The sequence below is a fragment of the Bifidobacterium sp. LH_417 genome (assembly GCF_056357035.1).
The window spans coordinates 16790-40111 of the sequence record NZ_JBKEVI010000024.1 but is presented as its reverse complement, the minus strand read 5'-3'; the positions used below and the strand labels follow the sequence as shown (position 1 = coordinate 40111).

Sequence of the window (23322 nt, the reverse complement as noted above, 5' to 3'; positions counted from 1 at the left end):
GCGTCGATCGCCGCGGTTTTCTCGTCGAGATAATCCGCGATGGCTTTGCGTTCTTGTGCTGGGGGAACGAGGATGTGGACTTCTTTGAGGATTCGTTGGGTGATGCTGTACAGTTTCACGCCCGATACTCGTGAACGGATCTGTGAACGCCACTTGTCGTCCATCGTCAGATATCCCAGATATTTCCCGCTGATGGAGTCTTCGGGTTTGATGATTATGGTGTGATATCCGGCGTAGATGCCTTTCGGCTTGTCAACGTAGGCGCAGTTGCCGCTGCCTGCGATGTCTTCAGAGGTGTCGGCCATGATGAGTGAGCCTTCGCTGGCGAAGGCTGTGTCGGTGAGGGCCGCGCAATTGTCTGGTACGAATCGAATGAGGTCATCCTCGATACCGGCGGCTGTATGCGTCTTGGAATGAATCTGCCCGTAGCTCAGGACTGGCGCGCCGCTTTCGGCAAGGTCTGCTTTTGTTATTGCGAGGCCCTTGCTGAAGGATGCGCAGGCGTGCAAGGGCACGATGCGCCACCCTTGCGGAATCTCGCCGATCCAATCGACACCGGAATCCTTGTAGGCGTCGTACCGTTCCAATCCGCTCATCGCAGACCCGCCTTCGCGAGACCTTCGGCGATGGACGATTCCAATGCCTTGATGTCGTCCAGGATCCGCGTGCTCGGGCGCAGCGGCGTGTACTCGTAGAAGTACCGGGTGAACGGGATCTCGTAGCCCACCTTGTCCTTCTTCCTGTCCATCCACGCGTCCGGCGCGTACGGCTTCACCTCACGCTCGAAATACTCGTCGATGTCCTGCTTCAGCGGGATGTTCTCCGTGTCCTTGAGCGCCTTGTCCGGCTTCGGATGGCCCTTCCTATCGGTCACGATCTCGCCGTTCTCGTCGCGCAGCGGTCGTTCCACCGTCACGGTCGTGTATCCGAAATCACTCACGTCGAAGATCTTCGACGTCTTCGACTCCTCGAACGCCTCATACTCCTTGACGATGGCGCGGATCTGCTCCGCGCTCAGCTCGTTGCGCTTCGAGCCCAGCGACTTGCGCATCTTCGTGAACACGCCGTTCGCGTTGATGAGCTGCACCTTGCCGCGGCGCTCGGCGGGCTTGTCGTTGTTGAGCACCCAGATGTACGTGGCGATGCCCGTGTTGTAGAAGAAGTCATTCGGCATGGCGACGATCGCCTCCACCAGATCGCGCTCCTCCAACAGCCAACGGCGGATGTCGCTCTCACCCGAACCGGCGGCGCCGGTGAACAGGGGAGAGCCGTTCATGAACACGGCGATGCGCCCGCCGCCCTTGCCGACGGGCCGCATCTTCGAGACCATGTGCTCGATGAACAGCAGCTGGCCGTCGCTCACGCGCGGCAACCCCGCGCCGAAACGTCCGCCCTTGTCCTTGTACTCGGTCTCCACCCGGCCTTTGACCTTCTTCCAATCCACGCCATACGGCGGATTGGAGATCTGGTAGCCGAAATCCTTATCCTGAAACGCCGGGTCGGTGAGCGTATTGCCGAATGCGATGTTCCCCGCGTCGCCGCCGCGCAGCAGCATGTCCGCCTTGCAGGTCGCGAACGTCGACGGGTTCAGCTCCTGCCCGTAGCAGTAGACGTCCGTGTCCGGATAGTAGGCCTTCACCCGGTCTCTGAACATGCTCAACGCACCACCCGTGCCCGCGCACGGGTCATACACTTTCACCACCTTGTCGAGCTGCGACAGATCGTTGGAGGCTCCGGCGATAAGCAGGTCGACCGCCAGCTCCACGCCGTCACGCGGACTGAAATGCTCACCGGCCGTCTCGTTCGACATTTCGGAGAACCGCCGCAGCAGGTTCTCGTAGATGTTGCCCATCTCGGCGTCGCTCACCGCATCAGGCCCCAGATCCACCGTGCAGAACCGGTCGACGATCAGGAACAGCAGATCGTTCGCGTCCAATGATTCGATGCGGTTGAAGAAGTCGAACTTCTCGAACACGTCCAACGCGTCCGGGGAGAATCCGCGCACATAGTCTTCGAGATTCGCGAGGATGCTGTACGGCTCGCCCTTCAGCCTCTCCAACGTGTACTTGCTCGTGTTGTAGAACGGCAATCCCGAAGCGCGTCGCAACTGCTTTTCGGTCATCTTGTCCGTCAGGCCCTCGGTCAGTTTCTTGGCGGCGAGCACCTTGTCCTTCGTATTCGCCAGCACGCAGTCAAGACGCCGCAGCACCGTGAACGGCAGGATGATGTCCCCGTACTCATGCTGTTTGTAGTCGCCGCGCAGCAGGTCGGCGACCGACCAGATGAACGCCACGATCGACTGGTGATTCATCGCGATTCTCCATTCTTCTTCGAGTCTTCCACTACCGTACCAATCGACGCCCCATACCGCGCCGCATCCGCCAACGTGTCGAGCTGGAGCCGGCACAGGTCCGCCTGGCGGCGCAGCGTCTCGACGGCATGTGCGAACGCGACGATCCTGTCCTGCCGTTCGATCGGCAGCATGGGAATCTCCAGCAGCGCGGGTCGCGCCCGTTTGATCGTCATGCCTTCCAGAAGACGGGTGTTCCAAGCGCCCTCGGCCATCAACGCCACATATTCCGGATTCCATCCCTTGCCTTTCAGCCGTGCGACATGCACGGCGGGGGAGACCCTGTGCCCGCCGTCCACGTCGGCCATGGCATGGATGCCACCCATGGTCGACAGCAGAATGCTCCCCGCCTCGCTCGGCGTACCATTGCTCCAGGTTCCCGCATCGTCCAAGTCGCCCGAGACCGAAGTGGATTGACGGAACGTATGCTCGCGCACATCCTGCGCGGTCACGGCCGGCTGATCCTCCTCCGACAGGTGCCTGCGCGAACCGGCCGATTCGGCCTTGGCGGGGGCGGCGTTCCCCCTGCGGATCGTCGCGATCTCGCCCAATGGGACGATGGCGGCATCGGAGCAGTCGAACGCATGCGCGTCGAAATCCTCGATGGTGCGAATCGCCTCGGAGACGAGCGGGCGCAGTAAGGAAAGCGACGCCCTACGCCCGGCGTACGCGTCGCGTATCTCGTCGGAGCCGGGAGTGTTGAACTCCAGCCAATTCGCAGGAAGCAGCGGGGCGTGGTCTTTGCCGAGAATGTCGACCGAACGCACGATACGGGTCGCGGTCACGCCATGGGAGAACTCCTGTGAGAACCTGATGAGCACGTCACGCATCCAGGTCGGCGGTTCGTCGGAGCCCCGATATTCGTGCCGTTGCGCTCCGGCATCGATCATGATCACCGTATCGCGCGAAGGATTCGGTGCGGTCAACACCCAGACGGCCGTGGGAATCGACGTGCTGAGATACAGGTTCGCAGGCAGCGAAATGATCGCCTCCACGCAACCCGCAGCGACGAGCGCGCGCCGGATCGACGACTCGGCACGGGGGCGGAACAACGGTCCCTCGGACGTCACGACGAAGGCGCGGCCGTTGCCGGACAGGTGCGCCACGGCGTTTTCGACCCAGGCCAACGCCGAATCGCCCTTCGGAGGGACGCCATACCTCCAGCGGACATCCGATGCCGACGGCGTGGGGTCCCAACGCAAACCGAAAGGCGTCTCCGTCATGACGATGTCGGCTTGACGGTCGGGGAAGGCATCCTGCAGGAGCGAATCCCGGCGGTCCGTGCGAATCGTCACGCCATCCGTGCCCATGAGAACGAGCCGGCGGGCGGCGATCTTCACCGCATCGGTGTTGACGTCCGCGCAGTGAAGCGAGACGTGAGGTCCCGTGGTGCCGGCACTCCGCAGGGCACCGGTGAATCGGATGATGCTTTCCGCGATGCCGCAGGCGGGGTCGATCACATCGAGCGTGCCAGAGTGCTGGCTGTTCGTTGCGGAGACATATGAGGCCGCGAGTTCGGCAAGCAGAACGGAGACCGGGGCGTTCGGACAGCCGAATTCGGCGTTCATGCGCCCGCGGCTGACGATGCTGCGGTCGAGGACCATCGAGGCGAGGCGGCGGGTTTCGGCGCTCTCCAGAGACAGCAGATCGTTTGAGAATCGAAGCAGCTCTCCGATCTCACTGGGTTCGAGTCTGTTGATTCCGGAATCGGTCAAGGCGATGCCGAACAGGTCGGCATTGTCTCCGGCGTCGGCTGCGGCCTTAAGAATCGCGGCGACCAGCTGCTCGCAACGATCGGCCGTGGCTTGCGTGCCGGTGTCTGCGTCGGTGTTGGCGCCGGCGGTGTCGTCATGGCCGCACAGTTGCTTCCACGCGCCCGATAGGTCGAATCGACGGGCGGCGGTGCCCAGGGCCAGCGCCCACAGCATCAGGGACGACATCATTGCGGGGGACATCTGGCCGCGCCATTGCTCGAAGAACGACCAGGTGGACTGTTCCAGACGTGCATCCTTGAACGTGATCCCGTTCGCCTTCAGCCATGCGGCGACCTGGTCGTAATCAAACAGGGGGCGTCCGTCCTTGGAGGCGACCGGTTCGGGGAAATGCTTGTTCGCCCGGTTGCGCCAGTTCGACACGGCGGAGGGGCGTACGCCCGCCATGCGGGCGATATCCGCCGATGTGAGCGTATTTGGGGAGTGGGTGGAAGCGGCGTGTGCGTTCATCACATTCCTTCCTTCACAGTCTTCTTCTTTGTGGGACTGTATTCACATAAGACGTTGATTGCACTATAGCGTGTTGGTTGCCATAGTGCAAGTGTGAACATGGTTCACAAACTGTTTTGCTGTGAAGTTGTGATGCTGGGTGAATGCGATGGGGACTGGCGAATGTGATGGGGACTGGCGGATGTGTATGGTTTGGACGGCGAATGTGTATGGTTTGGCGGTGGATGTGTATGGTTTGGTGGCGAATGTGTACCTGAGAAGGGCGAACCTGTACGGTGGGGCCATGAAGACACGAGCAACGGCGAGAGCGAACCCATTGGAATTCCGCGGTTTTGCAACTGTTGCGCTTCCGTAGGAACCGCGTTCTTGGACCTCACCCCATGCAGAAGCGCGCCTGGAAAGTGCACATCGGTATCCGAATCGTACAGATCGGCCTTCAAACCGTACACATTGGCATCCGAAATGCGCACATCGGTGCCTGAACCATACACATCGCCCTTCACAATGGAGTGAATGGCAATGCAATGGTCTTCAAGATGGAACTCGACAAGGTGAGGAGCATGATCATGGCGGATACGACGGTATGGAACGGGTTTTCAACCCGTGGCAATACGGTCAATGGCAATACGGTCAATGGCAATATGGCCCATGACAATATAGCCCATGGCAATACGGCAAACGACGACACGGCGAACCGCACCATGGCCGGCGACGCTACCGCATCGTCGATAGACATCACCCAGATGATCGAGCTGGTGCACGAGGCCGCCCGCCGCTATGTGCTGGCGGATTCCGCGGCGGGCGCGCGCGAACGCATCACCGTCAAGGGTGTGGCCGACTTCGTCACCGAGATCGACACGAACGTGCAGGGCTTCCTCAAGGCCGCGCTCGCCGACCGTTGGCCGCACGTCGAATTCCTCGGGGAGGAGAACGGCGAACAGCACGCCGGCTTCACCGGCCTCACCTGGGTGCTCGACCCGATCGACGGCACCACGAATCTCATCCACGATTTCCGTCACAGCGCCATCTCGCTCGCCCTGCTCGACGGGGACAGAACCATCAAGGCCGTGGTGTACCAGCCGTTCAGCGGCGAGACGTTCACCGCCGAAGTGGGCCGTGGCGCCTTCCTCGACGGTCGGCCCATCCATGTGTCCGGTGAGACCGCCATGGCCAGAGCGCTCGTCAACGTGGGCACGTCGCCCTACCATCACGAGCTGGCGGAACATAACTTCGACATCATGCGCCATGTGTTCGTCGACTCGGCCGACATCCGCCGCACCGGCTCCGCCGCGCTCGACCTCGCCTATGTGGCGTGCGGCCGTGCCGACGCCTACTTCGAAATGGACATCAAATTGTGGGATTACGCGGCCGGCCGTCTGCTCGTCACCGAGGCGGGCGGCATGGTCGGCGACTGGGCGGGCCATGATCTCGGCCACAGGCTCGAGACGGGCGTGCTCGCCGGCACGCCCGCCATCTACGCCGCGTTGCGCGACCGTTATCTCGCTTGATGGTCCTGTGCGTTCGCCAAAGAGCGGGCCGCGCCTCGGCGAGAATCCCATGGTGGAGGCTGATTTCCTATAATGTGTATACGCGATGTTGAATCATTCCCTATTATGTGTAAATCTTCCATGAAAAACAATCTATAATGTTATAAAACTATGATTGCTCATAGTCTGTAATGTGATAAGAGGTGGGATTATGCTCAAGCGGAAGGCCATGGAGAGGCTGCTGTTCTGGAAGAAACACAAAACCCGGCAGGCCATGCTCGTGGACGGTGCTCGGCAGGTAGGCAAAACCCATCTGGTCAGGGCGTTCGGCAAAGCCAACTACAAGCATGTCGTGGAGATCAACTTCATCGATGACGAAGACGCGCGGGATGCGGTCAACGCTGCGCGTAACGCCAATGACCTGTTCCTCGCCATCTCCGCCTATGCGGACGCCGAACTCGTCAAGGGAGAGACGCTGATTTTCCTGGATGAGATTCAGCAATGCAAGGAGGTCACGACCAAAATCAAATTCCTCGTAGACAAGTACGGTGACTACGACTTTGTCCTGTCCGGTTCCCTGCTTGGCGTGGAACTGAAGAACACACGCTCGGTGCCTGTGGGATACCTCGACTCGATCACCATGTATCCGCTGGACTTCGAGGAATTCTGTTGGGCCAACGGTGTACCGGGCAACGTGTTCGAAGAGGCGCGTAATGCGGTAGCTGACCGTCGTGAAGTCAATGATGCGGTGCATCGGCGTCTGACCGACCTGTTCCACGAATATCTGATCGTCGGAGGCATGCCGGCCGCTGTGGCGGACTTCGTCGCAGAGCATAACGTGCAATCGCTTCGCGTCTACCAGCAGAACATCATCGACCGCTATCGTGAGGACATCTCACAGTATTCCGAAAGCGTTGGCCAATCGCGGATCATTCGCAGAATCTATGATTTGATTCCCAGCGAGCTCAACCAGCAGAACAAACGGTTCAAAGTGGCCAGCGTGGGGTCGGGCGCGCGTTATGTGCGCTACCAGGAGGAATTCCTCTGGCTGGTCGACGCCGGTGTGGCGATACCGGTATACAACGTGGACGAACCACGATATCCGCTGATGCTTGCGGAACGCTCGAACCTGTTCAAACTGTTCCTCAACGACATTGGCCTGCTGACCTGCATGTGTGGCATGGACGTGATACGTGACCTCATCAACGACCGTACCGACATCAACTACGGATCCCTCTACGAGAACGTGGTGGCTCAGGAGCTTAAGGCTCACGGATTCGGCCTCTATTATTTCAAGAACAACATGATAGGGGAGCTTGATTTCGTCATCGAGCATCCACGGGGTACGGTGACTCCCATCGAAGTGAAATCCGGCAAGACCTACAACCGCCACAGTGCGTTGAACCGCGCGCTCGCCACCCCGAACTATGGCATGAAACGGGGCATCGTCTTCGCTGAATCCAATGTGAAGGTGGGGGAGCAGGTGGATTATCTGCCGATTTACGCCGTCTCGCTGCTGGAGAACCGGTAGTTCGTCACATCACGCGGAACGAGTCGCCGCGTCGGTTGAGGTTCAGGCCGGCGCGGCGCAGCTTCAGATCCAACGTGTAGAGCGCGTTGCGGACCAGCCCCTCCTCGGCGAAGTAGCCGCCGATGCTGCGTTGCAGTTCGGACAGCTTCACGAACCGCCCGTTGGCCTTCACCAGCGTCTCCAATACGTCGTATTCCAAACGGGACAAGGGCATCGGGCGGTGTGTGCTTGCGAAATACGCCTTGCGGTTCGCGAGGTCCAACGTCAGGTCGCCGCGGATGATCATCGACCGTTGCAAGCTAGTTTGTTCTAGTTTGCAGGACGGTCTTGCGGCCGTCCGCTCCAAGTCTGACGCCGGTCGCCCGGCTGCTTGGTTCGCACTTCGCGGGGGTCTGCCTTCCGTCCTGACGGACGGCGGGTCTTGCGTCCCCTCCATGCGCGTTTAGGGTCTCCGGGGCACTCCCGGCGACCATGATGTTGATGGCCGCGTTCAGGTCGCGGTCCAGGGTCAGACCGCATTTCTCGCAGTGGTAGGTGCGCTCGTCGAGGGAGAGCTTGGCTTTCACGCTCCCGCAGTCCGAGCACATCTTGCTGCTGGGATACCAGCGGTCGATCACATGCAGTCTCGCGCCGGTCCGCAGGGTCTTGTATTCGAGTTGGCGTCGCAGTTCGGCGAAGGACGCGTCCTCGATCGTCTTGGCGAGCCGGTGGTTCCTGACCATGCCCGTCACGTTCAGATCCTCGATGCTGATGTCCGAGTATGTTCCGGCGAGCCAGGTGGTGAGCTTGTCCAGCAGGTCGCGGCGTCGGTTTGCGATGCGCGCGTGGATGCGGGCGACCTTGACGCGCGTCTTGAGACGTCGCTTTGACCCCTTGGTCTTGCGGCTCAGCGCTCTCTGCGCGCGTTTCAGCCGGCGTTCGGCCGTTCTGAGCGTGTGCGGGTTGTCGATGACGGTGCCGTCCGAGAGCGTGGCGAGCGTTTTGACGCCCAGATCGACGCCGACCGCCCCTCCCTGCGGGGTTCGTTTCGCCGTCGGGTCGGCGCGTTCGACGGTCAACGCGGCGTACCAGCGTCCCGCGCGGCACGAGACCGTCATGCGCAGCACCCTCGCCCCGTCCACGCGTCCCGTCACGTCCTCCATGCAGTGCACGCGGCCGATACGCGGCAGCCGCAACGCCTTCGGGTCGTCCTTGACGAGGCCGAAGCTGCCGGTCGTGTACGCGAACCGGGGAGTGGCGCGGTCCTTCGCCTTGAACCTCGGGAAGCCGACCCTGCGTCCCCTCCGTTCGCCCTTGCGGCTTTTCGACCAGTTCGACAGGGCGTCCGCCAACGATTCAAGCCCGCTGCCGTACGCCTCCTTCGAGTTCTCCCGCCACCACGTTTTCCCGTCCGCATCCACGGCCAGCGTGTCCTTGTTCGCGTTCCACCAGCGGCGCAGCGCATACAGGGACCATTCCGGCCCCTCCCCGGCCTCGATGGCGGCCTTGACATGGGCGAGACCCGCGTTGTACGCGAACCGAGCCGCCCCCGCGTGCGACAGCAGCAGCCGTTCCTGCGCCGGCGTCGGGTCCAACGCCACCCTGACGGCCTCAAGCATCACGCGCCGCCCTCAACGCGGCCTCCGCCTTGCTCTTCGCCGCGCGCCGCCCGTACAGTCGGGCGCACAACGAGGTCAACACCTCGGTCATGTCACGCACCAAGTCGTCGTCCCACTCCGAATCGTCCACGACGATCAGTCGTCGTCCCTGCGCGTTCAACGCGGATTCGACCAGTCCCGCGTTCATACGGGCCAGACGATCCCGATGCTCCACGATGATCGTGCCCACGGTCGGGTCGGCGAGGACGCGGTTCAATTTGCGACGTTTGTCGTTCATGCCGGAACCGGTCTCCGATACGACCTCGATGTCCCCTGCCCCCAGATCGATGGCGAACGCCTTCAACCTGTCCGCCTGACGTTGCAAGTCGGCTTTCCGATCGGAGGACGAGACACGCGCATAGCACACGACGCGCGAACCGGTCGCCGGCACATCCGCCTTCTCATACTTCGGGTCGTGGACCAGCCACACGCTCCCCGACTTCTCCACGGGAACAGGCATACGGTTCTCACGGCACCACTTCCACACCGTCTGCTCGTTCAAACCCTCACGAGCCGCCCATTCCTTCGCACGCACAGGCAAATCATATCACACGCCAACAAGGCAAAACAAACCAAAGCCTCAGCAGTTCACAACCCCGCGCCCAATCCGTTCGATTCGCGCGACAGCATCTCCACGTAGGCGAGCAGCTCCGTATCGGAGAACGGCATGTGCAGCGTCGCGTCGGGGGAGTGCTCGGGCTTGGGTGCGGCGGTGGTCGTGAGCAGCAGCGTGCGCACGTGCGGCGTCACGGAGGACGCCTGGGCGAGCGCCTGCGGCGTGTCGACGACGACCACGTCGAACGGCGCGTTCTCATCGTCGCGCAGCGCATCCGTGATCGCCGAGCCGAACGTTCCCGCCAACGCCGGTTCCACCGTGGTCACGACGTGCCCGGCGCGTTCGAACGTCCCGGCGATCGCGCGGGACAATGCCACGCCTTCCACCGCCACCAGAAGTCTCATGATCCGCCTCCTGCACGCCAAGTGTAGTAGCGTCGGCGTGGCATCGGAGCCTCGCGTCCGACGGACCACCCTCAGTCACGCTTCGCGTGACAGCTCCCGCCGGCGGGAGCGGGATGGGGAAGTCGATGGGGGATGACGGATCACCCTCGGTCACGCTTCGCGTGACAGCTCCCGCCGGCGGGAGCTGGGAAGGAAATCAGCCGATGAAGGCGATCGCGGCGGGCAGATCGGTGCCGGAGCCATCGCGGCGCATGTCCGGCTTCGGCAGTTCGACCGGCGCGCCCGAATCGGTGGAGGCGTTGAGCGGATACGCGCCCACATACGCGGCGATCAGCGTGTTCTGGCCCTTGAGGAAGCGCTGCGAACGCACGCCGCCCGTCGCGCGGCCCTTCGTCGGGTACATCTCCAGCGGCGTCACCTTCGCCGAACCGTTCTCGGTGCCGGGCAACGCCTCGGCGTCGCCGGCCACGGTGAACACCACCGCGCCGGACGCGGACGCCAATCCGTTCTCGCCTTCCTCGTACGTCCACGTGACCTTGCCGGCCGGTATGACGGCGAACGCGAGCACGCGCGCCCCCGCGGCCAGACGGATGCCGGCCATGCCGCCGGCGGTACGGCCCTGCGGGCGCACGTTCTTCGCCTCGAACGTGAGCAGCGACGCGTCGGATGCGACGAACACGATGCGGTCATCGTCAGCGGCCGGCGCGGCGGCCAGCACCTCGTCGCCGTCCTTCAGATCGATGACCTGCCACGAATCCATCGTCGTCGGAGCCTCGCGGTTCCAGCGCTTCACGACGCCGCCGCGTGTGCCGATCGCAAGCGGCGGCAGCGTGCCGCCCTCCTCGGACGGTTCCATCGCGAACGCGGCGACCACATGCTCGCCGTCGATCGGTTCGGTGCTTTCGGTCATGCCGATCAGCTCGTCGGCCTTCACGCCGCCGGCCACGCTCAGCGTTTCGGAGGCGGGCAACGCCGGGAGCTCGACCGCATGCGACAGCACGAGACGTCCCGCCGACGTGACCAACGCGAACGTGGAACGCGTGGTCGTCGGGAAGATCGCGCGGATCTGGTCGTCCACCGCGCGCTTGTCGGACGCGGAGCGCGCCGCGTACACGTCCATCGCGCTCGGCGTGGTACGCGCGATCAGTCCGGTCGCGCTCAGCATCACCACGCACGGCTCGTCGTCGATCTGCAGCGCGGCGGCGACCGGCGCCTCCTCGCCCGCCTTCTTCGCGGCGGCCGTCGCGGCGGCCACGTCGGCGGCGACTGACGAGACGGTGGCCGCGTCGCGTGCGGCCTGCAGCGCCTCGCGCGAGACCGAGGAGTCGTCGCCCTTCGCGACGACCGGCGCGAGCGAGCCGTCCGGCCCCTCATCGAGCAGCACGGTGCGGCGCGGCGTGCCGTACTTCGCGACCGTCTCGTCCATCTCGCGCACGACCACGCGGTCCAATTCGGCCGCGGAGGCGAGAATGCGCTCCAGCTCCTCGATGCGCTTCTTCAGGTCGTCGCGCTCCGCCTCCAGTTCGATGCGGCTCATGCGCGTCAGGCGACGCAGACGAAGATCGAGGATGTACTGCGCCTGCACCTCGTCCAGGTCGAACACGGCCATCAGCCGGTTCTTCGCCGTGTCCGCGTCGTCGGAGGTGCGGATCACCTGGATCACCTCGTCGATGTCCACCATGGCGAGCAGCAGGCCCTCCACCAGATGCAGGCGCTCCAACGCCTTCCTGCGGCGGAATTCGCTACGGCGGCGCACCACCACGCGGCGATGCTCCACCCACACCTGCAAGAGCTCCTTCAGACCCATCGTGTGCGGGCGTCCGTCGACCAGCGCCACGTTGTTGATGGTGAAGTTGTCCTGCAACGGCGTGTGCTTGAACAGCTGCGCGAGCACCGCGTTCGGGTCGTAGCCGGTCTTGATCTCGATGACGATGCGCGTGCCGTTATGGCGGTCCGTCAGGTCGATGGCGCTGGTGATGCCCTCCAGCTTGCGGCTCTTCACACCCTCCGAGATGCGTTCCAGCACGCGCTCCGGCCCCACCATGAACGGCAGCTCGGTCACGACGATCGCCTTCTTGCGGGCGGTCACGTTCTCGATGTGCGTCTTCGAGCGGGTGGTGAGCGTGCCGCGGCCCGTCTCGTACGCCTCGCGGATGCCGTTGCGGCCGATGACGATGCCGCCGCCCGGCCAGTCCGGTCCGGGCACGTAGTGCATGAGCTCCTCGAGCGTCGCGTCCGGATGCGCCATCAGATGCTTCGCCGCGGCGACCACCTCGCCGAGGTTGTGCGTGGCCATGTTCGTCGCCATGCCCACCGCGATGCCCGAGCCGCCGTTGACCAGCAGGTTCGGGATGGCCGACGGCAGCACCGTCGGCTCCTTGAGCTTGTTGTCGTAGTTCGGCGTGAAGTCGACCGTGTCCTCGTCGATGTCGGCGTTCATCGCCAGTGCGGCCGGGCCCAGACGTGCCTCCGTGTAACGCGAGGCCGCCGGACCGTCATCGAGCGAACCGAAGTTGCCGTGGCCGTCCACGAGCGGCAGCCGCATCGCGAACGGCTGGGCGAGACGCACCATCGCCTCGTAGATCGCGGAGTCGCCGTGCGGGTGCAGCTTGCCCATCACCTCGCCGACCACGCGCGCCGACTTCATGTACGGGCGGTCCGGGGTCAGGTTCATCTGGCCCATCTGGTAGATGATGCGCCGCTGCACCGGCTTCAGGCCGTCACGCGCGTCCGGCAGCGCACGCGCGTAGATCACCGAATACGCGTATTCGAGGAACGACTTGCTCATCTCCTCGTTCAACGGCGTTTCGACGATATGCTCCTTCACCGTGCGCGGATCGTACGCGGCGGCTGCGGACCTGCGGTGTGATGCCATATGAAGGACTCCCTGAAGACGATTGAAAACCCGCAACATATTATCATGCCGCCCCAGTCGTCGGACCGGCGCCCGCGGACTACTACTATGGGAAGGCATGAGTGTTCAGACGCCTGAGATGGAAGAGCTGCTGCGATTGACCGATACCGCCCGATACGGGGATTGGACGGCCGGCAGCGGCGTCGGCGGCAGTGAAGGCGATGCTGTGGCCATCCGCGGCGGCGCGCGGCACCTGTCCTCCGTACTGCCCGCCATCTCGGCCGCGATCGGGCATCCTACGCCCACGCGCGTCCACCCCGATCCGAAGGCGCTGCAATCCGCGCTCGGCCTGCCCGACGCGCGTTCCGCGATCGTCGTGCTCGTGGACGGCCTCGGCTACTGGAACCTCGCCATGCGCCTCGGCCACGCCCCCTACCTGCGTGCGCTCATGCGCGACTCCGTCAACCAGCGGCCCATCTCCACGTGCGCGCCGAGCACCACCGTCGCCGCGATGGCCACGTTCGGCACCGGCACCTGCCCGGGACTGACGGGCATGGCCGGCTACACGCAGCTGGAACCGGCATCCGGCCGCCTCATGCAGCTCATCCAGTTCAAGGACGCGCTCGCCCCCAAGCCGGCCACCACCGCGGCCCGATTCGCGCCGCAACCCGTCGACCCGATCGTCGACCCGCATGATCTGCAGCGCGAGCCCACCGTGTTCGAGCGTCTCGCCGCCGAAGGCGTGCCCGTCACCAGCTCCGGTCTCGCCAAGTTCAAGGGGTCGCCACTCACCGAGGCGGCGTTGCGCGGTGGAACCTACGTGTCCGGCGTGACGCCGCGCGACCGCGTGCGCGCCGCCGCGCGGGCCGTGCGCGAGCCGGGGCTTGCCTACCTGTACATCCGCGACGCCGACAAGGTCGGCCACAACCACGGCTGGGATTCGGAGCAGTGGATCGGCACGTTCGAGCGCATTGACGCGCAATTGGCGACGCTCAGGCGCGAAGCGCCCAAGGGCACGCTCATCGTCATCGTCGCCGATCACGGCATGGTCATGTCCGATGAGCATGAGCGCATCGACATCGCCGTCGAACCGACGCTCGCGCAGGGTGTGCGCCTAGTGGGCGGAGAGCCGCGCGCGCTCATGCTTTACGCCGAGCCGGACGAAGATCCGGAGAGCATCGCCGCGCGGTGGCGCGACCGGCTGGGGGAGAAGGCGCTGGTGCGCACGAAGGGTGAGGCCATCGCCGACGGCCTGTTCGGGCCGGTCGACGCGCGCGTCGAGGCGATGCTCGGCGACGTGATCGTGCAGGCCGCGGGCCATGTCACGCTCGTCGACAGCCGCACCCAGACGGACAAGGCGACGAGACTGCCCAGCGTGCACGGTTCCCAGACCATGCTGGAAATGGACATCCCCTGCCTCGTCGACATGGCCTGACGGCTGTCGATGAGACAGGGGACTGACTGACGGTGCGGTGGTGTCGCGGTGCTCGCCGTGACACCACCATCGCGATTACTCGCCGAAGAGAATCTCGTCCCAGCTGGGGACGGCGGAACGGCCCGAACGACGTCGTGCCGTCTCCGCGCGATCCGTGCGAGGGCGTTCCTCGGCCGCGGGAGCGGCAGGTGCGGCGGGCTGTTCCACATCCGCGACATCCGCCAGACGCGTCGGGTCGCCGAGGCGTCCGGCATCCGCGGCACCGTCGGCGTTCTGGTTCGGCGGCAGTTCCACATTCGGGCGGAACACGGGAATGTCGTCCGTGGTCGTCGCCGTCGACGGGTCCGCCGCGGCGGCGCCCGATTCCGTCGGCTCGGGGCGCATGGCCGGCAGCGAGGGGGAGGGCAATGCGACCGGGGATGCGCCCGTCGCGCCCGCCGTCGTTCCGTCCGCTCCGGTCTCGCCGACGACGGGAGCGGACGGAACAGAAGCCGGCCCAGTCGCGGCATTGCCGGCCGCGTCCCGCGCTTCGGCAGGTGCGGCCCCCAAGCTGACGGGGAACGATTCGCGTCCTGACGACGGCTGCGCGGCGACGGGCCTCGTGATCGACGGTGCGCCGGCGACGCCGCTCGCCGCCGCCGAAGCGCCGTCCGGACCGACGCCGAGGCTCTGCTCGCCGATCAGCTTGCGTGCGGCGGCGTTGAGACAGACCACGGAATTGTCGTGCATGTCCCACGTCCATTCCGCGTGGACCTTGCGTCCCGCGGACATGAAGCGCGCGACGATATGCCACGGCTCATGGTGGCGTCGGGTCGCCGACCATGTGAGCGTATTGCGGTCGACGCGCGCCGCCAGCAGCGTCATGTCGATGATCTCCTCGAGCGTGCGTAGACGCGACTCCTTCGGAGCCGGCACCCGTTTGAACTGTTCGATCGCATACTGCTTCTCCGTCTGCACCGAAGCGGAGAAGCGGCGCACCAGCGCCTCGGCCAGACCGTAGCGGGCCGCCACCTTCGCCGGGTCGGCCCCCGCGCGGATCAGCTGCTGGATCTGCGAGATCGGCAGGGTGTCCGTCGTATGCGGTTCACGACGCTTCAACGTCTCGGAACGGATCTGCTTGGCCTCAAGCAGGGCCCGCTCCAACGCGTCGTCCACCGTGACGACGAAACGCTCACCACCCGCTTCGAACACCAGGTCGCCGGCGTCGGAGACATGGTCGAGACGGGCTCCCCGAGGCGAATTGTCAGGCATGCGCGCACCACTTTCCTCAAAAACTTGTATCACAATACAGTATGCCCCACGTGTCGAACTTTACGAGTATTTGAAATCGTGTATTCTATGGGCGAGTAAACCAGTCTTCGGGCCCCGCGCCATGCGGCGTGCCCCGTGCCATGAAAGGATCGCGATGGCTCAGGATTATGATTCCCCCCGCAATAAGGACGAGGATGAGGAATCGCTGCAGGCTCTGGGTAAGGGCTCGCAGAACTCATCGAGCGACATCGACGACGACGAGAACGCCATTGCCGAGGACTACGAGCTGCCGGGCGCGGACCTGAGCAACGAGGATTCCTCGGTGACGGTCATCCCGATGCAGGGCGACGAATTCATCTGCTCCGAATGCTTCCTTGTCAAGCACCGCAGCCAGCTCGCCTACATGACCGACGACGGCCAGCCCGTGTGCCAGGAGTGCGCTGCCTGATGACTTTCGACCCCGCGTACAACGAACCCGAGAACACGGAGGTTCTCGTCAAGGCCGTGAATCCGGAACAGCCGGCCGAACTCGCCCGGCTGTTCTACGCCCACGCGGGCGACGCGGGCGCCGACCTGCGTGCCGCCGAGGCGTTCGAGCTCAAGCCGTTCCAGCGCGCCCTCGTGCCGACCGGCGTGGCCATCGCGCTGCCGGCAGGCTACGTGGGGCTCGTGCATCCGCGTTCCGGTCTCGCCGTCAAGCAGGGCGTCACCGTGCTCAACGCGCCCGGCACCATCGACGCCGGCTACCGCGGTGAGATCAAGGTGCCGCTCATCAACCTCGACCCCGAACGCACCGTGTGCTTCGAGGTCGGCGACCGCATCGCGCAGCTCGTGATCCAGCGTTATGTCGAAGCGAGGTTCGTCCCCGCTGAAGCGCTGCCCGGATCCGACCGCGCGGAACGCGGATTCGGCTCCACGGGAGTCGCCTGACACGCGGTAGGATAAACGCGACGGCGTGTCCCGCATGTGTTCGGGCGCGTTAGGATGGAAATCCACACGAGCGAGGGAGGTGCGCCATGGCGGGCGACGATATGGAATTCGATTCCGCACGCAAACTGGGATGCGAGGTCAGCACCGATCCGATCAATCCGCTGCTGCCGATCATGCAGGCGTGCCGCGTGCACCATCCCGGCGAGGACCTGACCATCCTCGAACGCGCGTACCGGCGCGCCGTGATCCAGCATTCCGCGCAGCGGCGCAAGTCCGGCGAACCGTACATCATCCACCCGCTCGCCGTCGCGCAGATCCTCGCCGACCTCGGCATGGGTCCGCTGGTCGTGGCCGCCGGCCTCCTGCACGACACGGTGGAGGACACCGACTACACGCTCGACCAGTGCCGCGCCGAATTCGGCGACACCGTCACCGGCCTCGTGGACGGCGTCACCAAGCTCTCCAAGATGGAGTACGGCGATTCGGCGCAGGCCGAGACCATCCGCAAGATGGTCGTCGCGATGAGCCGCGACGTGCGCGTGCTCGTCGTCAAGCTCGCCGACCGCGTGCACAACGCGCGCACCTGGCGCTACGTGAAGACCTCCAGCGCCGTGAAGAAGGCGCACGAGACGCTCGACGTGTACGCGCCGCTCGCCAACCGCCTCGGCATGAACGCCATCAAGACCGAGCTCGAGGAGCTGAGCTTCAAGGTCATCTACCCGAAGATCTACAACGAGATCGTCGTGCTCGTCGCCCGCAGGGCCGGCCAGCGCGACGTGTACCTCAAGCAGATCCTCGCCGAGATCAACGAGGATCTCGATGCGCAGCACATCAAGGCGTACGTGACCGGACGCCCGAAGGACTACTTCTCCATCTATCAGAAGATGATCGTGCGTGGCCACGATTTCGCCAATATCTACGATCTGGTGGGCGTGCGCATCATCGTCGATTCGATTCAGGACTGCTATGCGGCGCTCGGCGCCGTGCATGCGCGGTGGAACCCGGTTCCCGGCCGGTTCAAGGACTACATCGCGATGCCGAAGCTCAACATGTACCAGTCGCTGCACACCACGGTGGTCGGCCCCGGTGGCAAGCCCGTCGAGATCCAGATCCGCACGTGGGACATGCACCGCCGCGCCGAATTCGGCATCGCCGCGCACTGGAAGTACAAGGAGAACGGCCAGGCGGGCCGCGCCCTGAGCTCGCCGGACAAGTCCGACCGCAAGCGCGAGGGCTCCGAGAACCAGGAGCTGAGCGAGGCCGACAACCTCAAATGGATCCAGCAGCTCGCCGATTGGACCTCCGAGACCCCCGACTCCAACGAGTTCCTCGGCTCACTCAAAGAGGATCTCGGTTCGGCCGAAGTGTACGTGTTCACGCCGAAGGGCAAGATCATCTCGCTGCCGGCGGCCGCCACCCCCATCGACTTCGCCTACGCGGTGCACACCGAGGTCGGCCACCGCACGATGGGCGCGCGCGTCAACGGGCGTCTCGTCCCGCTCGACACGAAGCTCGAGAACGGCGACACCGTCGAGATCCTCACCTCCAAGTCGGACACGGCCGGCCCGTCGCGCGACTGGCTGAGCTTCGCGAAAAGCCCGAAGGCTCGCAACAAGATCCGCCAGTGGTTCTCCAAGGAGCGCCGCTCCGAGGCGATCGAGGAGGGCCGCGACGAGCTGACGCGCGCCATGCGCAAGCGCAGTCTGCCCATCAACACGCTGCTTACGCCCGAGGCGCTGATCGGCGTGGCGGACGAGCTCAACTTCCCGAACGCGGACGGCCTGTTCGCCGCGATCGGCGACGGCCAGATCTCCACGCAGAACGTCATCTCGCATCTCGTCAAGGACGCGGGCGCCGACGAGGTCGACGAGGAGATCGAGCAGGAGGTCCTGCCGCTCAAGCCCGTCGAGACGCGTCAGAAGACGAACAGCAGCTCCGGCGTGTCCGTCAAGGGCGTCGGCGACGTGTGGGTCAAGCTCGCCCGCTGCTGCATGCCCGTGCCCGGCGACAAGATCATCGGCTTCATCACGCGCAACCAGGGCGTGTCCGTGCATCGCACCGACTGCCAGAACATGATCGACCTCCAGCGCCGCCAGCCCGAACGCGTCGTCGAGGTCGAATGGACGAGCACCAAGGGCGTGTTCATGGTCAAGATCCAGGTGGAGGCGCTCGACCGTCGCAACCTGCTCTCCGACGTGACCCGCGTGCTCTCCGACCACGGGGTGAACATCATCTCCGGCTCGATCTCCACCGGCTCCGACCGCGTGGCCACCAGCCAGTTCAGTTTCGAGATGGCCGACCCGCAGCATCTCAACACGCTGCTCGCCGCCGTGCGCAAGATCGAGGGCGTGTTCGACGTGTACCGCATCACCGGCGCGAAGGACTCCGCCGAACCGCGTCTGCGCCGCATGCAGTAAGCGTGCGCGCTATAAGCAACGTCGATTACGACGCCGCGTTGCGCGCGGCAAACGTTTGTATAGTGGCGAAGCGTTGGGAACGACGAAAGCCGTTCACCGCCGATATGAATGATGTGATGAGAGAGGAAACCATCATGCGCTTCACCAAGTCCGCTGCGGCCGCCCTGGCCGTCGTCGCCGTCGCCGCGCTCGGCCTGTCCGCCTGCGGCAACTCGTCCACCGCCACCAGCAAGGAGGACGACAAGACCATCACCGTGGCCGCCAGCCCGACCCCGCACGCCGAGATCCTCAACAAGGCCGTCAAGCCGCTCGTCGAGAAGGACGGCTACAAGCTCGAGGTCAAGGAGTTCACCGACTACGTGCAGCCGAACACCGCCACCGAGGATGGCGAGGTTGACGCCAACTACTTCCAGCACAAGCCGTACCTCGACAACTTCAACAAGGAGAAGGGCACCCACCTCGTCTCCGTCGAGACCGTGCACTTCGAGCCGTTCGGCCTGTACCCGGGCAAGACCAAGAGCATCGCCGACCTCAAGGACGGCGCCGTCGTGGCCGTCCCGAACGACGCCACCAACGAGGCCCGCGCCCTCCTGCTCCTGCAGGACGCCGGCCTGATCAAGCTCAAGGATCCGGAGGACATCAACGCCACGCCGAAGGACATCACATCCAACCCGAAGAACCTCCAGTTCAAGGAGCTTGAGGCCGCCGTCGTGCCGACCGTCATCAACGATGTCGATATCGCCGCCCTCAACGGCAACTACGCTATCCAGGCCGGCTTCGACGTGACCAAGGACGCCCTGCAGATCGAGAAGGCCGACGGCCTCGCCGCCAAGACCTACGCGAACATCCTGGTCGTCAAGAAGGGCAACGAGAACACCGCCAAGACCAAGGAGCTCAAGAAGGCCCTCAACTCCAGCGAGGTCCGCGACTACATCAACGACAACTACAAGGGCGCCGTCGTCCCGGTCTTCTGATCCGCGCAAACCCCAACGGGGACTCGACGGGGACAGGCGAGACATGCCATCCGATACAATGCCGCACGGTATGGGCGCATGCCCGACGTGCGGCATTGCCGTGTCCGACGGATGCGGTCCGGCCTCAGGGGGCCGGTTCCGCGCATGCACGGTCCGATTCCATGACAACCACACGGTAAGGAACACTCGATGATCCAATTCGAGCATATGAAGAAAAGCTACGGCGTTGGTGCGGACGCCCACGAGGTCCTGCACGACGTCGACTTCACCATCCACGACGGCGAGGTCTTCGGCATCCTCGGCTCGTCCGGCGCCGGCAAGTCCACGCTGGTGCGCACCATCAACCTGTTGGAGCGTCCCACCGGCGGACGCATCCTCATCGACGGCGTCGATATCTCCAACGCCACCGGCAAGGAACTCAAGGCGCTGCGCGCGAAGATCGGCATGATCTTCCAGAACTTCAACCTGTTCCAGCAGCGCACCGTGCTGCGCAACATCACGTTCCCGCTGGAGCTCGCCGGCAAGCCGAAGGCGCAGCGCGTCGCCCGCGCCGAACGCCTCCTCAAGCTCGTCGGCCTCGAGGAGTACGCCGACCGCTATCCGAGCCAGCTGTCCGGCGGCCAGCAGCAGCGCGTCGCCATCGCCCGCGCCCTCGCCAACGAACCGAAGATCATGCTGTGCGACGAGGCGACCAGCGCCCTCGACTCCACTACCACCGTGCAGATCCTCGACCTGCTGCGCCGCATCAACCGCGAACTCGGCGTCACGCTCGTGGTCATTACCCACTCGTTGTCCGTGGCGCGCAACATCTGCGACCGCGTCGCCATGATCGACGGCGGCAATATCGTCGAAATGGGCGAGACCGCCGAACTGTTCGCGAACCCGAAGAGCGACATCCTCAAGGCCCTGATCGCCAGCGCCGAGGAACAGAACGGACGCGACGAGGACGAGGACGGCACGCCGGTCGCCCCGGCCGCGGGCGCCGCCGAGAACGAGGAGGCACGCTGACATGGGACAGACCATCACCGAATTCATCGCGAACTACGGCGAGCTCATGCTCGAAGGCACGCGTGACACGCTCGTCATGACCGGCGTGTCCACGCTGCTCGCCTACGTGCTCGGCGTGCCGCTCGGCGTGCTGCTCACCATCACCGGAGCGAAGTCCATTTGGCCGAACCGGCCGCTCAACACCGTGCTCGGCTGGATCGTGAACATCGGACGATCCATCCCGTTCATCATCCTGCTCGTCGCCATCATCCCGTTCACGCGCCTCATCGTCGGCACGTCGCTCGGCGTCGAAGGTGCGATGGTGCCGCTCGTCATCTCGGCCGCGCCGTTCGTGGCGCGCGTCGTCGAGCAATCCCTCGCCGACGTGGACGGCGGCCTCATCGAGGCCGCGCAGAGCTTCGGTGCGAACAACTGGCAGATCGTCACCAAGGTGCTGCTGTTCGAAAGCCTGCCGTCCCTCGTGCGTGGCGCCGCCATCACGTTCATCAACCTGTTCGGCTACTCGGCCATGGCCGGCACCGTGGGCGCCGGCGGCCTGGGCGACATCGCCATCCGCTACGGCTACCAGCGCTACGAGTACGACGTGATGCTCGTCGCCGTGATCCTGAGCGTCATCCTCGTGCAGATCATCCAGTCGTTCGGCGATTGGCTCGCCAAGCGCATCGACCATCACGCGCGCTGACCGGCGGCCTAGGCCCCGGTCCAAACCCTGTGACGTATGGCGCGGGCCCGGCTCCATTCCCCTGAAGGGGAGGGGAGCCGGGCCCGCCGTCGTCTTGCGACTATGACAGACTTGGCGCTATGACAACCATCATCATGCGCACCTCCGAAGGTGACATCACGATCAACCTGTTCGACGACAAGGCCCCGGAGACGGTGAAGAACTTCCTCGGCCTCGCCACCGGCGAGAAGGAGTGGGCGGACCCGTACACCGGCCAGCCCTCCCACGAGAAGTTCTACAACGGCCTGAGCTTCCACCGCATCATCAAGGACTTCATGATCCAGGGCGGCTGCCCGCTCGGCAACGGCACCGGCGGTCCCGGCTACGACTTCGACGACGAGATCGACCCGTCGCTCAAGTTCGACCGCCCGTACCTGCTCGCCATGGCGAACGCCGGCCTGCGCCGCGGCCGCGACGGCAAGATCCACGGCACCAACGGCTCCCAGTTCTTCATCACCACCGTGCCGACCCCGTGGCTCGACGGCCACCACACGATCTTCGGCGAGGTCGCCGACGACCAGTCCAAGGCCGTTGTCGACAAGCTCGAAGCGCTGCCGACCGACCGGATGGATCGTCCGACCGAACCGGCCGTGATCCTGTCCGTCGACGTCGCCGAGTGACGATCCGGCATCTTCGACGCTGATACGGTGGCCGGGTTCCTGATGGGGAGCCCGGCCACCGTCCGTTCCGGACGATTCCCAGTCGCCTACAGCACGTGGAAGTGCTTCAGGGCGTTCATCACGCCGTCGTGGTCGACGTCGTCGGTCACGTAGTCGGCGGCCGCCTTCGGCCCTTCGGTCGCGTTGCCCATCGCCACGCCGATACCGGCGAACTCCAGCATCGTCACGTCGTTGCCGCCGTCGCCGAACGCCATCACCTGCTCGCGCGTCCAGCCGTAGTGGCGCATGAAGCGTTCCATGCCCTTCGGCTTGCCGCCGTCCGCCGGAATCAGGTCGACGAAGTCCGGATGCCAGCGCACGCCCTGCACGTTCGCGCATAGCGAGACGATCTCACGTTCCTGCTCGTCGTCGATGTACGGGCTCACCTGGAACGTCTCATGCGTCTCGGGGCGCGTGTGCGGGTCGTCGACGAACACCTTCGGCGCGGTTTTGCCGAGCTGACGCCACGTGGCGCGCATCGGCTCGGTCACTTGGTTGAAGTACACGTAGTCGGACTCGCAGAAGTTCGCCACCACGTCCGGGTTGCGGTCCAGCCATGCGACGATCGTGCGCACGTCCCGCGGGTCGAGCGACTCCTTCTTCAGGAACCCGTGGTCGTCCACGCAGTACTGGCCGTTCAGGCCGACGATGCCGTCGAACGTAACCGGGATCATGTCGAGCACGACGGTCATGTGGCTGGGCGCGCGCCCCGAGCAGATGAACACCTTCACGCCCTTCGCCTGTAGCTGGTGCAGCGCGTCGATCGTGGACTGCGGGATCGTGTGCGTCACGAAGCTGGTGAGCGTGCCGTCGATGTCGAAGAACACGGCGCGGATGTCGGGCGTGGTCATGCTGCCTCCTTGCGGGAATCGCCTGGATGTCGGTC

The 23322-nt window shown here is 64.5% G+C and carries 20 protein-coding genes; 10 read left to right on the top strand and 10 right to left on the bottom strand.

Annotation, left to right across the window (positions count from 1 at the left end):
* From AC1AYR_RS10905 to AC1AYR_RS10895, 3 genes are all read right to left on the bottom strand, one after another.
* Positions 1-596 (bottom strand): restriction endonuclease subunit S (locus AC1AYR_RS10905; protein ID WP_476555174.1); only part of this gene is annotated, 596 nt, incomplete at its 3' end.
* On the bottom strand, positions 593-2311 hold the full coding sequence (locus tag AC1AYR_RS10900) for a type I restriction-modification system subunit M (RefSeq protein ID WP_476510861.1): 1719 nt from the start codon (positions 2309-2311) through the stop codon (positions 593-595). The genes AC1AYR_RS10905 and AC1AYR_RS10900, both read right to left, overlap by 4 nt.
* Positions 2308-4572 carry an N-6 DNA methylase gene (locus AC1AYR_RS10895; protein ID WP_476510860.1) on the bottom strand — a complete coding sequence of 755 codons (2265 nt, stop codon included), beginning with the start codon at positions 4570-4572 and terminating at the stop codon, positions 2308-2310. The genes AC1AYR_RS10900 and AC1AYR_RS10895 overlap by 4 nt, the downstream gene beginning before the upstream one ends.
* A 524-nt stretch (positions 4573-5096) precedes the next feature.
* On the opposite strand from AC1AYR_RS10895, the gene AC1AYR_RS10890 reads away from it, so the two are divergent.
* The gene (locus AC1AYR_RS10890) at positions 5097-6080 is read left to right on the top strand and encodes an inositol monophosphatase family protein (RefSeq protein ID WP_476510859.1); all 984 of its coding nucleotides are present in this window, start codon (positions 5097-5099) and stop codon (positions 6078-6080) included.
* A gap of 208 nt (positions 6081-6288) precedes the next feature.
* Positions 6289-7590, top strand: coding sequence for an ATP-binding protein (locus AC1AYR_RS10885; RefSeq protein WP_476555173.1), 1302 nt, complete (start codon positions 6289-6291; stop codon positions 7588-7590).
* 4 nt (positions 7591-7594) lie between these two features.
* Here the strand turns inward: AC1AYR_RS10885 and AC1AYR_RS10880 are convergent, their stop codons facing one another.
* The 5 genes from AC1AYR_RS10880 to AC1AYR_RS10860 form a co-directional block, all read right to left on the bottom strand.
* Complete coding sequence (locus AC1AYR_RS10880; RefSeq protein ID WP_476510857.1) at positions 7595-7888, bottom strand: hypothetical protein; 294 nt, start codon at positions 7886-7888, stop codon at positions 7595-7597.
* Between the two features lies 1 nt (position 7889).
* Entirely contained in the window at positions 7890-9188 is a 1299-nt protein-coding gene (gene tnpB, locus AC1AYR_RS10875; RefSeq protein ID WP_476510856.1) for an IS607 family element RNA-guided endonuclease TnpB, read from the bottom strand.
* The gene (locus tag AC1AYR_RS10870; RefSeq protein WP_476510855.1) at positions 9181-9762 is read right to left on the bottom strand and encodes an IS607 family transposase; all 582 of its coding nucleotides are present in this window, start codon (positions 9760-9762) and stop codon (positions 9181-9183) included. The genes tnpB and AC1AYR_RS10870 overlap by 8 nt, the downstream gene beginning before the upstream one ends.
* Positions 9763-9815: 53 nt before the next feature.
* A complete protein-coding gene (locus tag AC1AYR_RS10865; protein WP_476510854.1) occupies positions 9816-10187 on the bottom strand; it encodes a hypothetical protein in 372 nt (123 codons plus the stop codon).
* Positions 10188-10383: 196 nt separating this feature from the next.
* Positions 10384-13062 (bottom strand): DNA gyrase/topoisomerase IV subunit A, encoded by a 2679-nt coding sequence (locus AC1AYR_RS10860; protein WP_476510853.1) that lies wholly within the window; start codon positions 13060-13062, stop codon positions 10384-10386.
* Positions 13063-13159: 97 nt separating this feature from the next.
* On the opposite strand from AC1AYR_RS10860, the gene AC1AYR_RS10855 reads away from it, so the two are divergent.
* Positions 13160-14476 carry an alkaline phosphatase family protein gene (locus tag AC1AYR_RS10855; protein WP_476510852.1) on the top strand — a complete coding sequence of 439 codons (1317 nt, stop codon included), beginning with the start codon at positions 13160-13162 and terminating at the stop codon, positions 14474-14476.
* A gap of 75 nt (positions 14477-14551) precedes the next feature.
* Here the strand turns inward: AC1AYR_RS10855 and sepH are convergent, their stop codons facing one another.
* Positions 14552-15727 (bottom strand): septation protein SepH, encoded by a 1176-nt coding sequence (gene sepH / locus AC1AYR_RS10850; RefSeq protein ID WP_476510851.1) that lies wholly within the window; start codon positions 15725-15727, stop codon positions 14552-14554.
* A 154-nt stretch (positions 15728-15881) separates the two neighbouring features.
* On the opposite strand from sepH, the gene AC1AYR_RS10845 reads away from it, so the two are divergent.
* The 7 genes from AC1AYR_RS10845 (at position 15882) to AC1AYR_RS10815 (ending at position 22397) form a co-directional block, all read left to right on the top strand.
* Entirely contained in the window at positions 15882-16175 is a 294-nt protein-coding gene (locus AC1AYR_RS10845) for a DUF4193 domain-containing protein (protein WP_034530006.1), read from the top strand.
* A complete protein-coding gene (gene dut, locus AC1AYR_RS10840) occupies positions 16175-16657 on the top strand; it encodes a dUTP diphosphatase (RefSeq protein WP_476510850.1) in 483 nt (160 codons plus the stop codon). The genes AC1AYR_RS10845 and dut overlap by 1 nt, the downstream gene beginning before the upstream one ends.
* A gap of 86 nt (positions 16658-16743) precedes the next feature.
* Entirely contained in the window at positions 16744-19074 is a 2331-nt protein-coding gene (locus AC1AYR_RS10835; protein ID WP_034530004.1) for a RelA/SpoT family protein, read from the top strand.
* 134 nt (positions 19075-19208) lie between these two features.
* Positions 19209-20048: a MetQ/NlpA family ABC transporter substrate-binding protein gene (locus AC1AYR_RS10830; RefSeq protein ID WP_034530003.1), complete on the top strand. Its 840-nt coding sequence runs from the start codon at positions 19209-19211 to the stop codon at positions 20046-20048.
* Positions 20049-20237: 189 nt separating this feature from the next.
* Positions 20238-21056 carry a methionine ABC transporter ATP-binding protein gene (locus AC1AYR_RS10825; RefSeq protein WP_051923054.1) on the top strand — a complete coding sequence of 273 codons (819 nt, stop codon included), beginning with the start codon at positions 20238-20240 and terminating at the stop codon, positions 21054-21056.
* A gap of 1 nt (position 21057) precedes the next feature.
* Positions 21058-21738, top strand: coding sequence for a methionine ABC transporter permease (locus tag AC1AYR_RS10820; protein WP_034530002.1), 681 nt, complete (start codon positions 21058-21060; stop codon positions 21736-21738).
* Positions 21739-21857: 119 nt separating this feature from the next.
* The gene (locus AC1AYR_RS10815) at positions 21858-22397 is read left to right on the top strand and encodes a peptidylprolyl isomerase (protein WP_034530001.1); all 540 of its coding nucleotides are present in this window, start codon (positions 21858-21860) and stop codon (positions 22395-22397) included.
* An 86-nt stretch (positions 22398-22483) separates the two neighbouring features.
* On the opposite strand, the gene AC1AYR_RS10810 is transcribed toward AC1AYR_RS10815, so the two are convergent.
* A complete protein-coding gene (locus AC1AYR_RS10810; RefSeq protein ID WP_034530000.1) occupies positions 22484-23287 on the bottom strand; it encodes a Cof-type HAD-IIB family hydrolase in 804 nt (267 codons plus the stop codon).
* Positions 23288-23322 lie beyond the last annotated feature (35 nt).

Excerpts from the sequence above, each read along its gene's own strand:
- AC1AYR_RS10900 (WP_476510861.1), bottom strand. The coding sequence starts at position 2,311 with ATGAATCACCAGTCGATCGTGGCGTTCATCTGGTCGGTCGCCGACCTG.
- AC1AYR_RS10895 (WP_476510860.1), bottom strand. The coding sequence starts at position 4,572 with ATGAACGCACACGCCGCTTCCACCCACTCCCCAAATACGCTCACATCG.
- AC1AYR_RS10890 (WP_476510859.1), top strand. The coding sequence starts at position 5,097 with ATGGTCTTCAAGATGGAACTCGACAAGGTGAGGAGCATGATCATGGCG.
- AC1AYR_RS10885 (WP_476555173.1), top strand. The coding sequence starts at position 6,289 with ATGGAGAGGCTGCTGTTCTGGAAGAAACACAAAACCCGGCAGGCCATG.
- tnpB (WP_476510856.1), bottom strand. The coding sequence starts at position 9,188 with ATGCTTGAGGCCGTCAGGGTGGCGTTGGACCCGACGCCGGCGCAGGAA.
- AC1AYR_RS10865 (WP_476510854.1), bottom strand. The coding sequence starts at position 10,187 with ATGAGACTTCTGGTGGCGGTGGAAGGCGTGGCATTGTCCCGCGCGATC.
- AC1AYR_RS10860 (WP_476510853.1), bottom strand. The coding sequence starts at position 13,062 with ATGGCATCACACCGCAGGTCCGCAGCCGCCGCGTACGATCCGCGCACG.
- AC1AYR_RS10855 (WP_476510852.1), top strand. The coding sequence starts at position 13,160 with ATGAGTGTTCAGACGCCTGAGATGGAAGAGCTGCTGCGATTGACCGAT.
- sepH (WP_476510851.1), bottom strand. The coding sequence starts at position 15,727 with ATGCCTGACAATTCGCCTCGGGGAGCCCGTCTCGACCATGTCTCCGAC.
- AC1AYR_RS10845 (WP_034530006.1), top strand. The coding sequence starts at position 15,882 with ATGGCTCAGGATTATGATTCCCCCCGCAATAAGGACGAGGATGAGGAA.
- dut (WP_476510850.1), top strand. The coding sequence starts at position 16,175 with ATGACTTTCGACCCCGCGTACAACGAACCCGAGAACACGGAGGTTCTC.
- AC1AYR_RS10835 (WP_034530004.1), top strand. The coding sequence starts at position 16,744 with ATGGCGGGCGACGATATGGAATTCGATTCCGCACGCAAACTGGGATGC.
- AC1AYR_RS10830 (WP_034530003.1), top strand. The coding sequence starts at position 19,209 with ATGCGCTTCACCAAGTCCGCTGCGGCCGCCCTGGCCGTCGTCGCCGTC.
- AC1AYR_RS10825 (WP_051923054.1), top strand. The coding sequence starts at position 20,238 with ATGATCCAATTCGAGCATATGAAGAAAAGCTACGGCGTTGGTGCGGAC.
- AC1AYR_RS10820 (WP_034530002.1), top strand. The coding sequence starts at position 21,058 with ATGGGACAGACCATCACCGAATTCATCGCGAACTACGGCGAGCTCATG.
- AC1AYR_RS10815 (WP_034530001.1), top strand. The coding sequence starts at position 21,858 with ATGACAACCATCATCATGCGCACCTCCGAAGGTGACATCACGATCAAC.
- AC1AYR_RS10810 (WP_034530000.1), bottom strand. The coding sequence starts at position 23,287 with ATGACCACGCCCGACATCCGCGCCGTGTTCTTCGACATCGACGGCACG.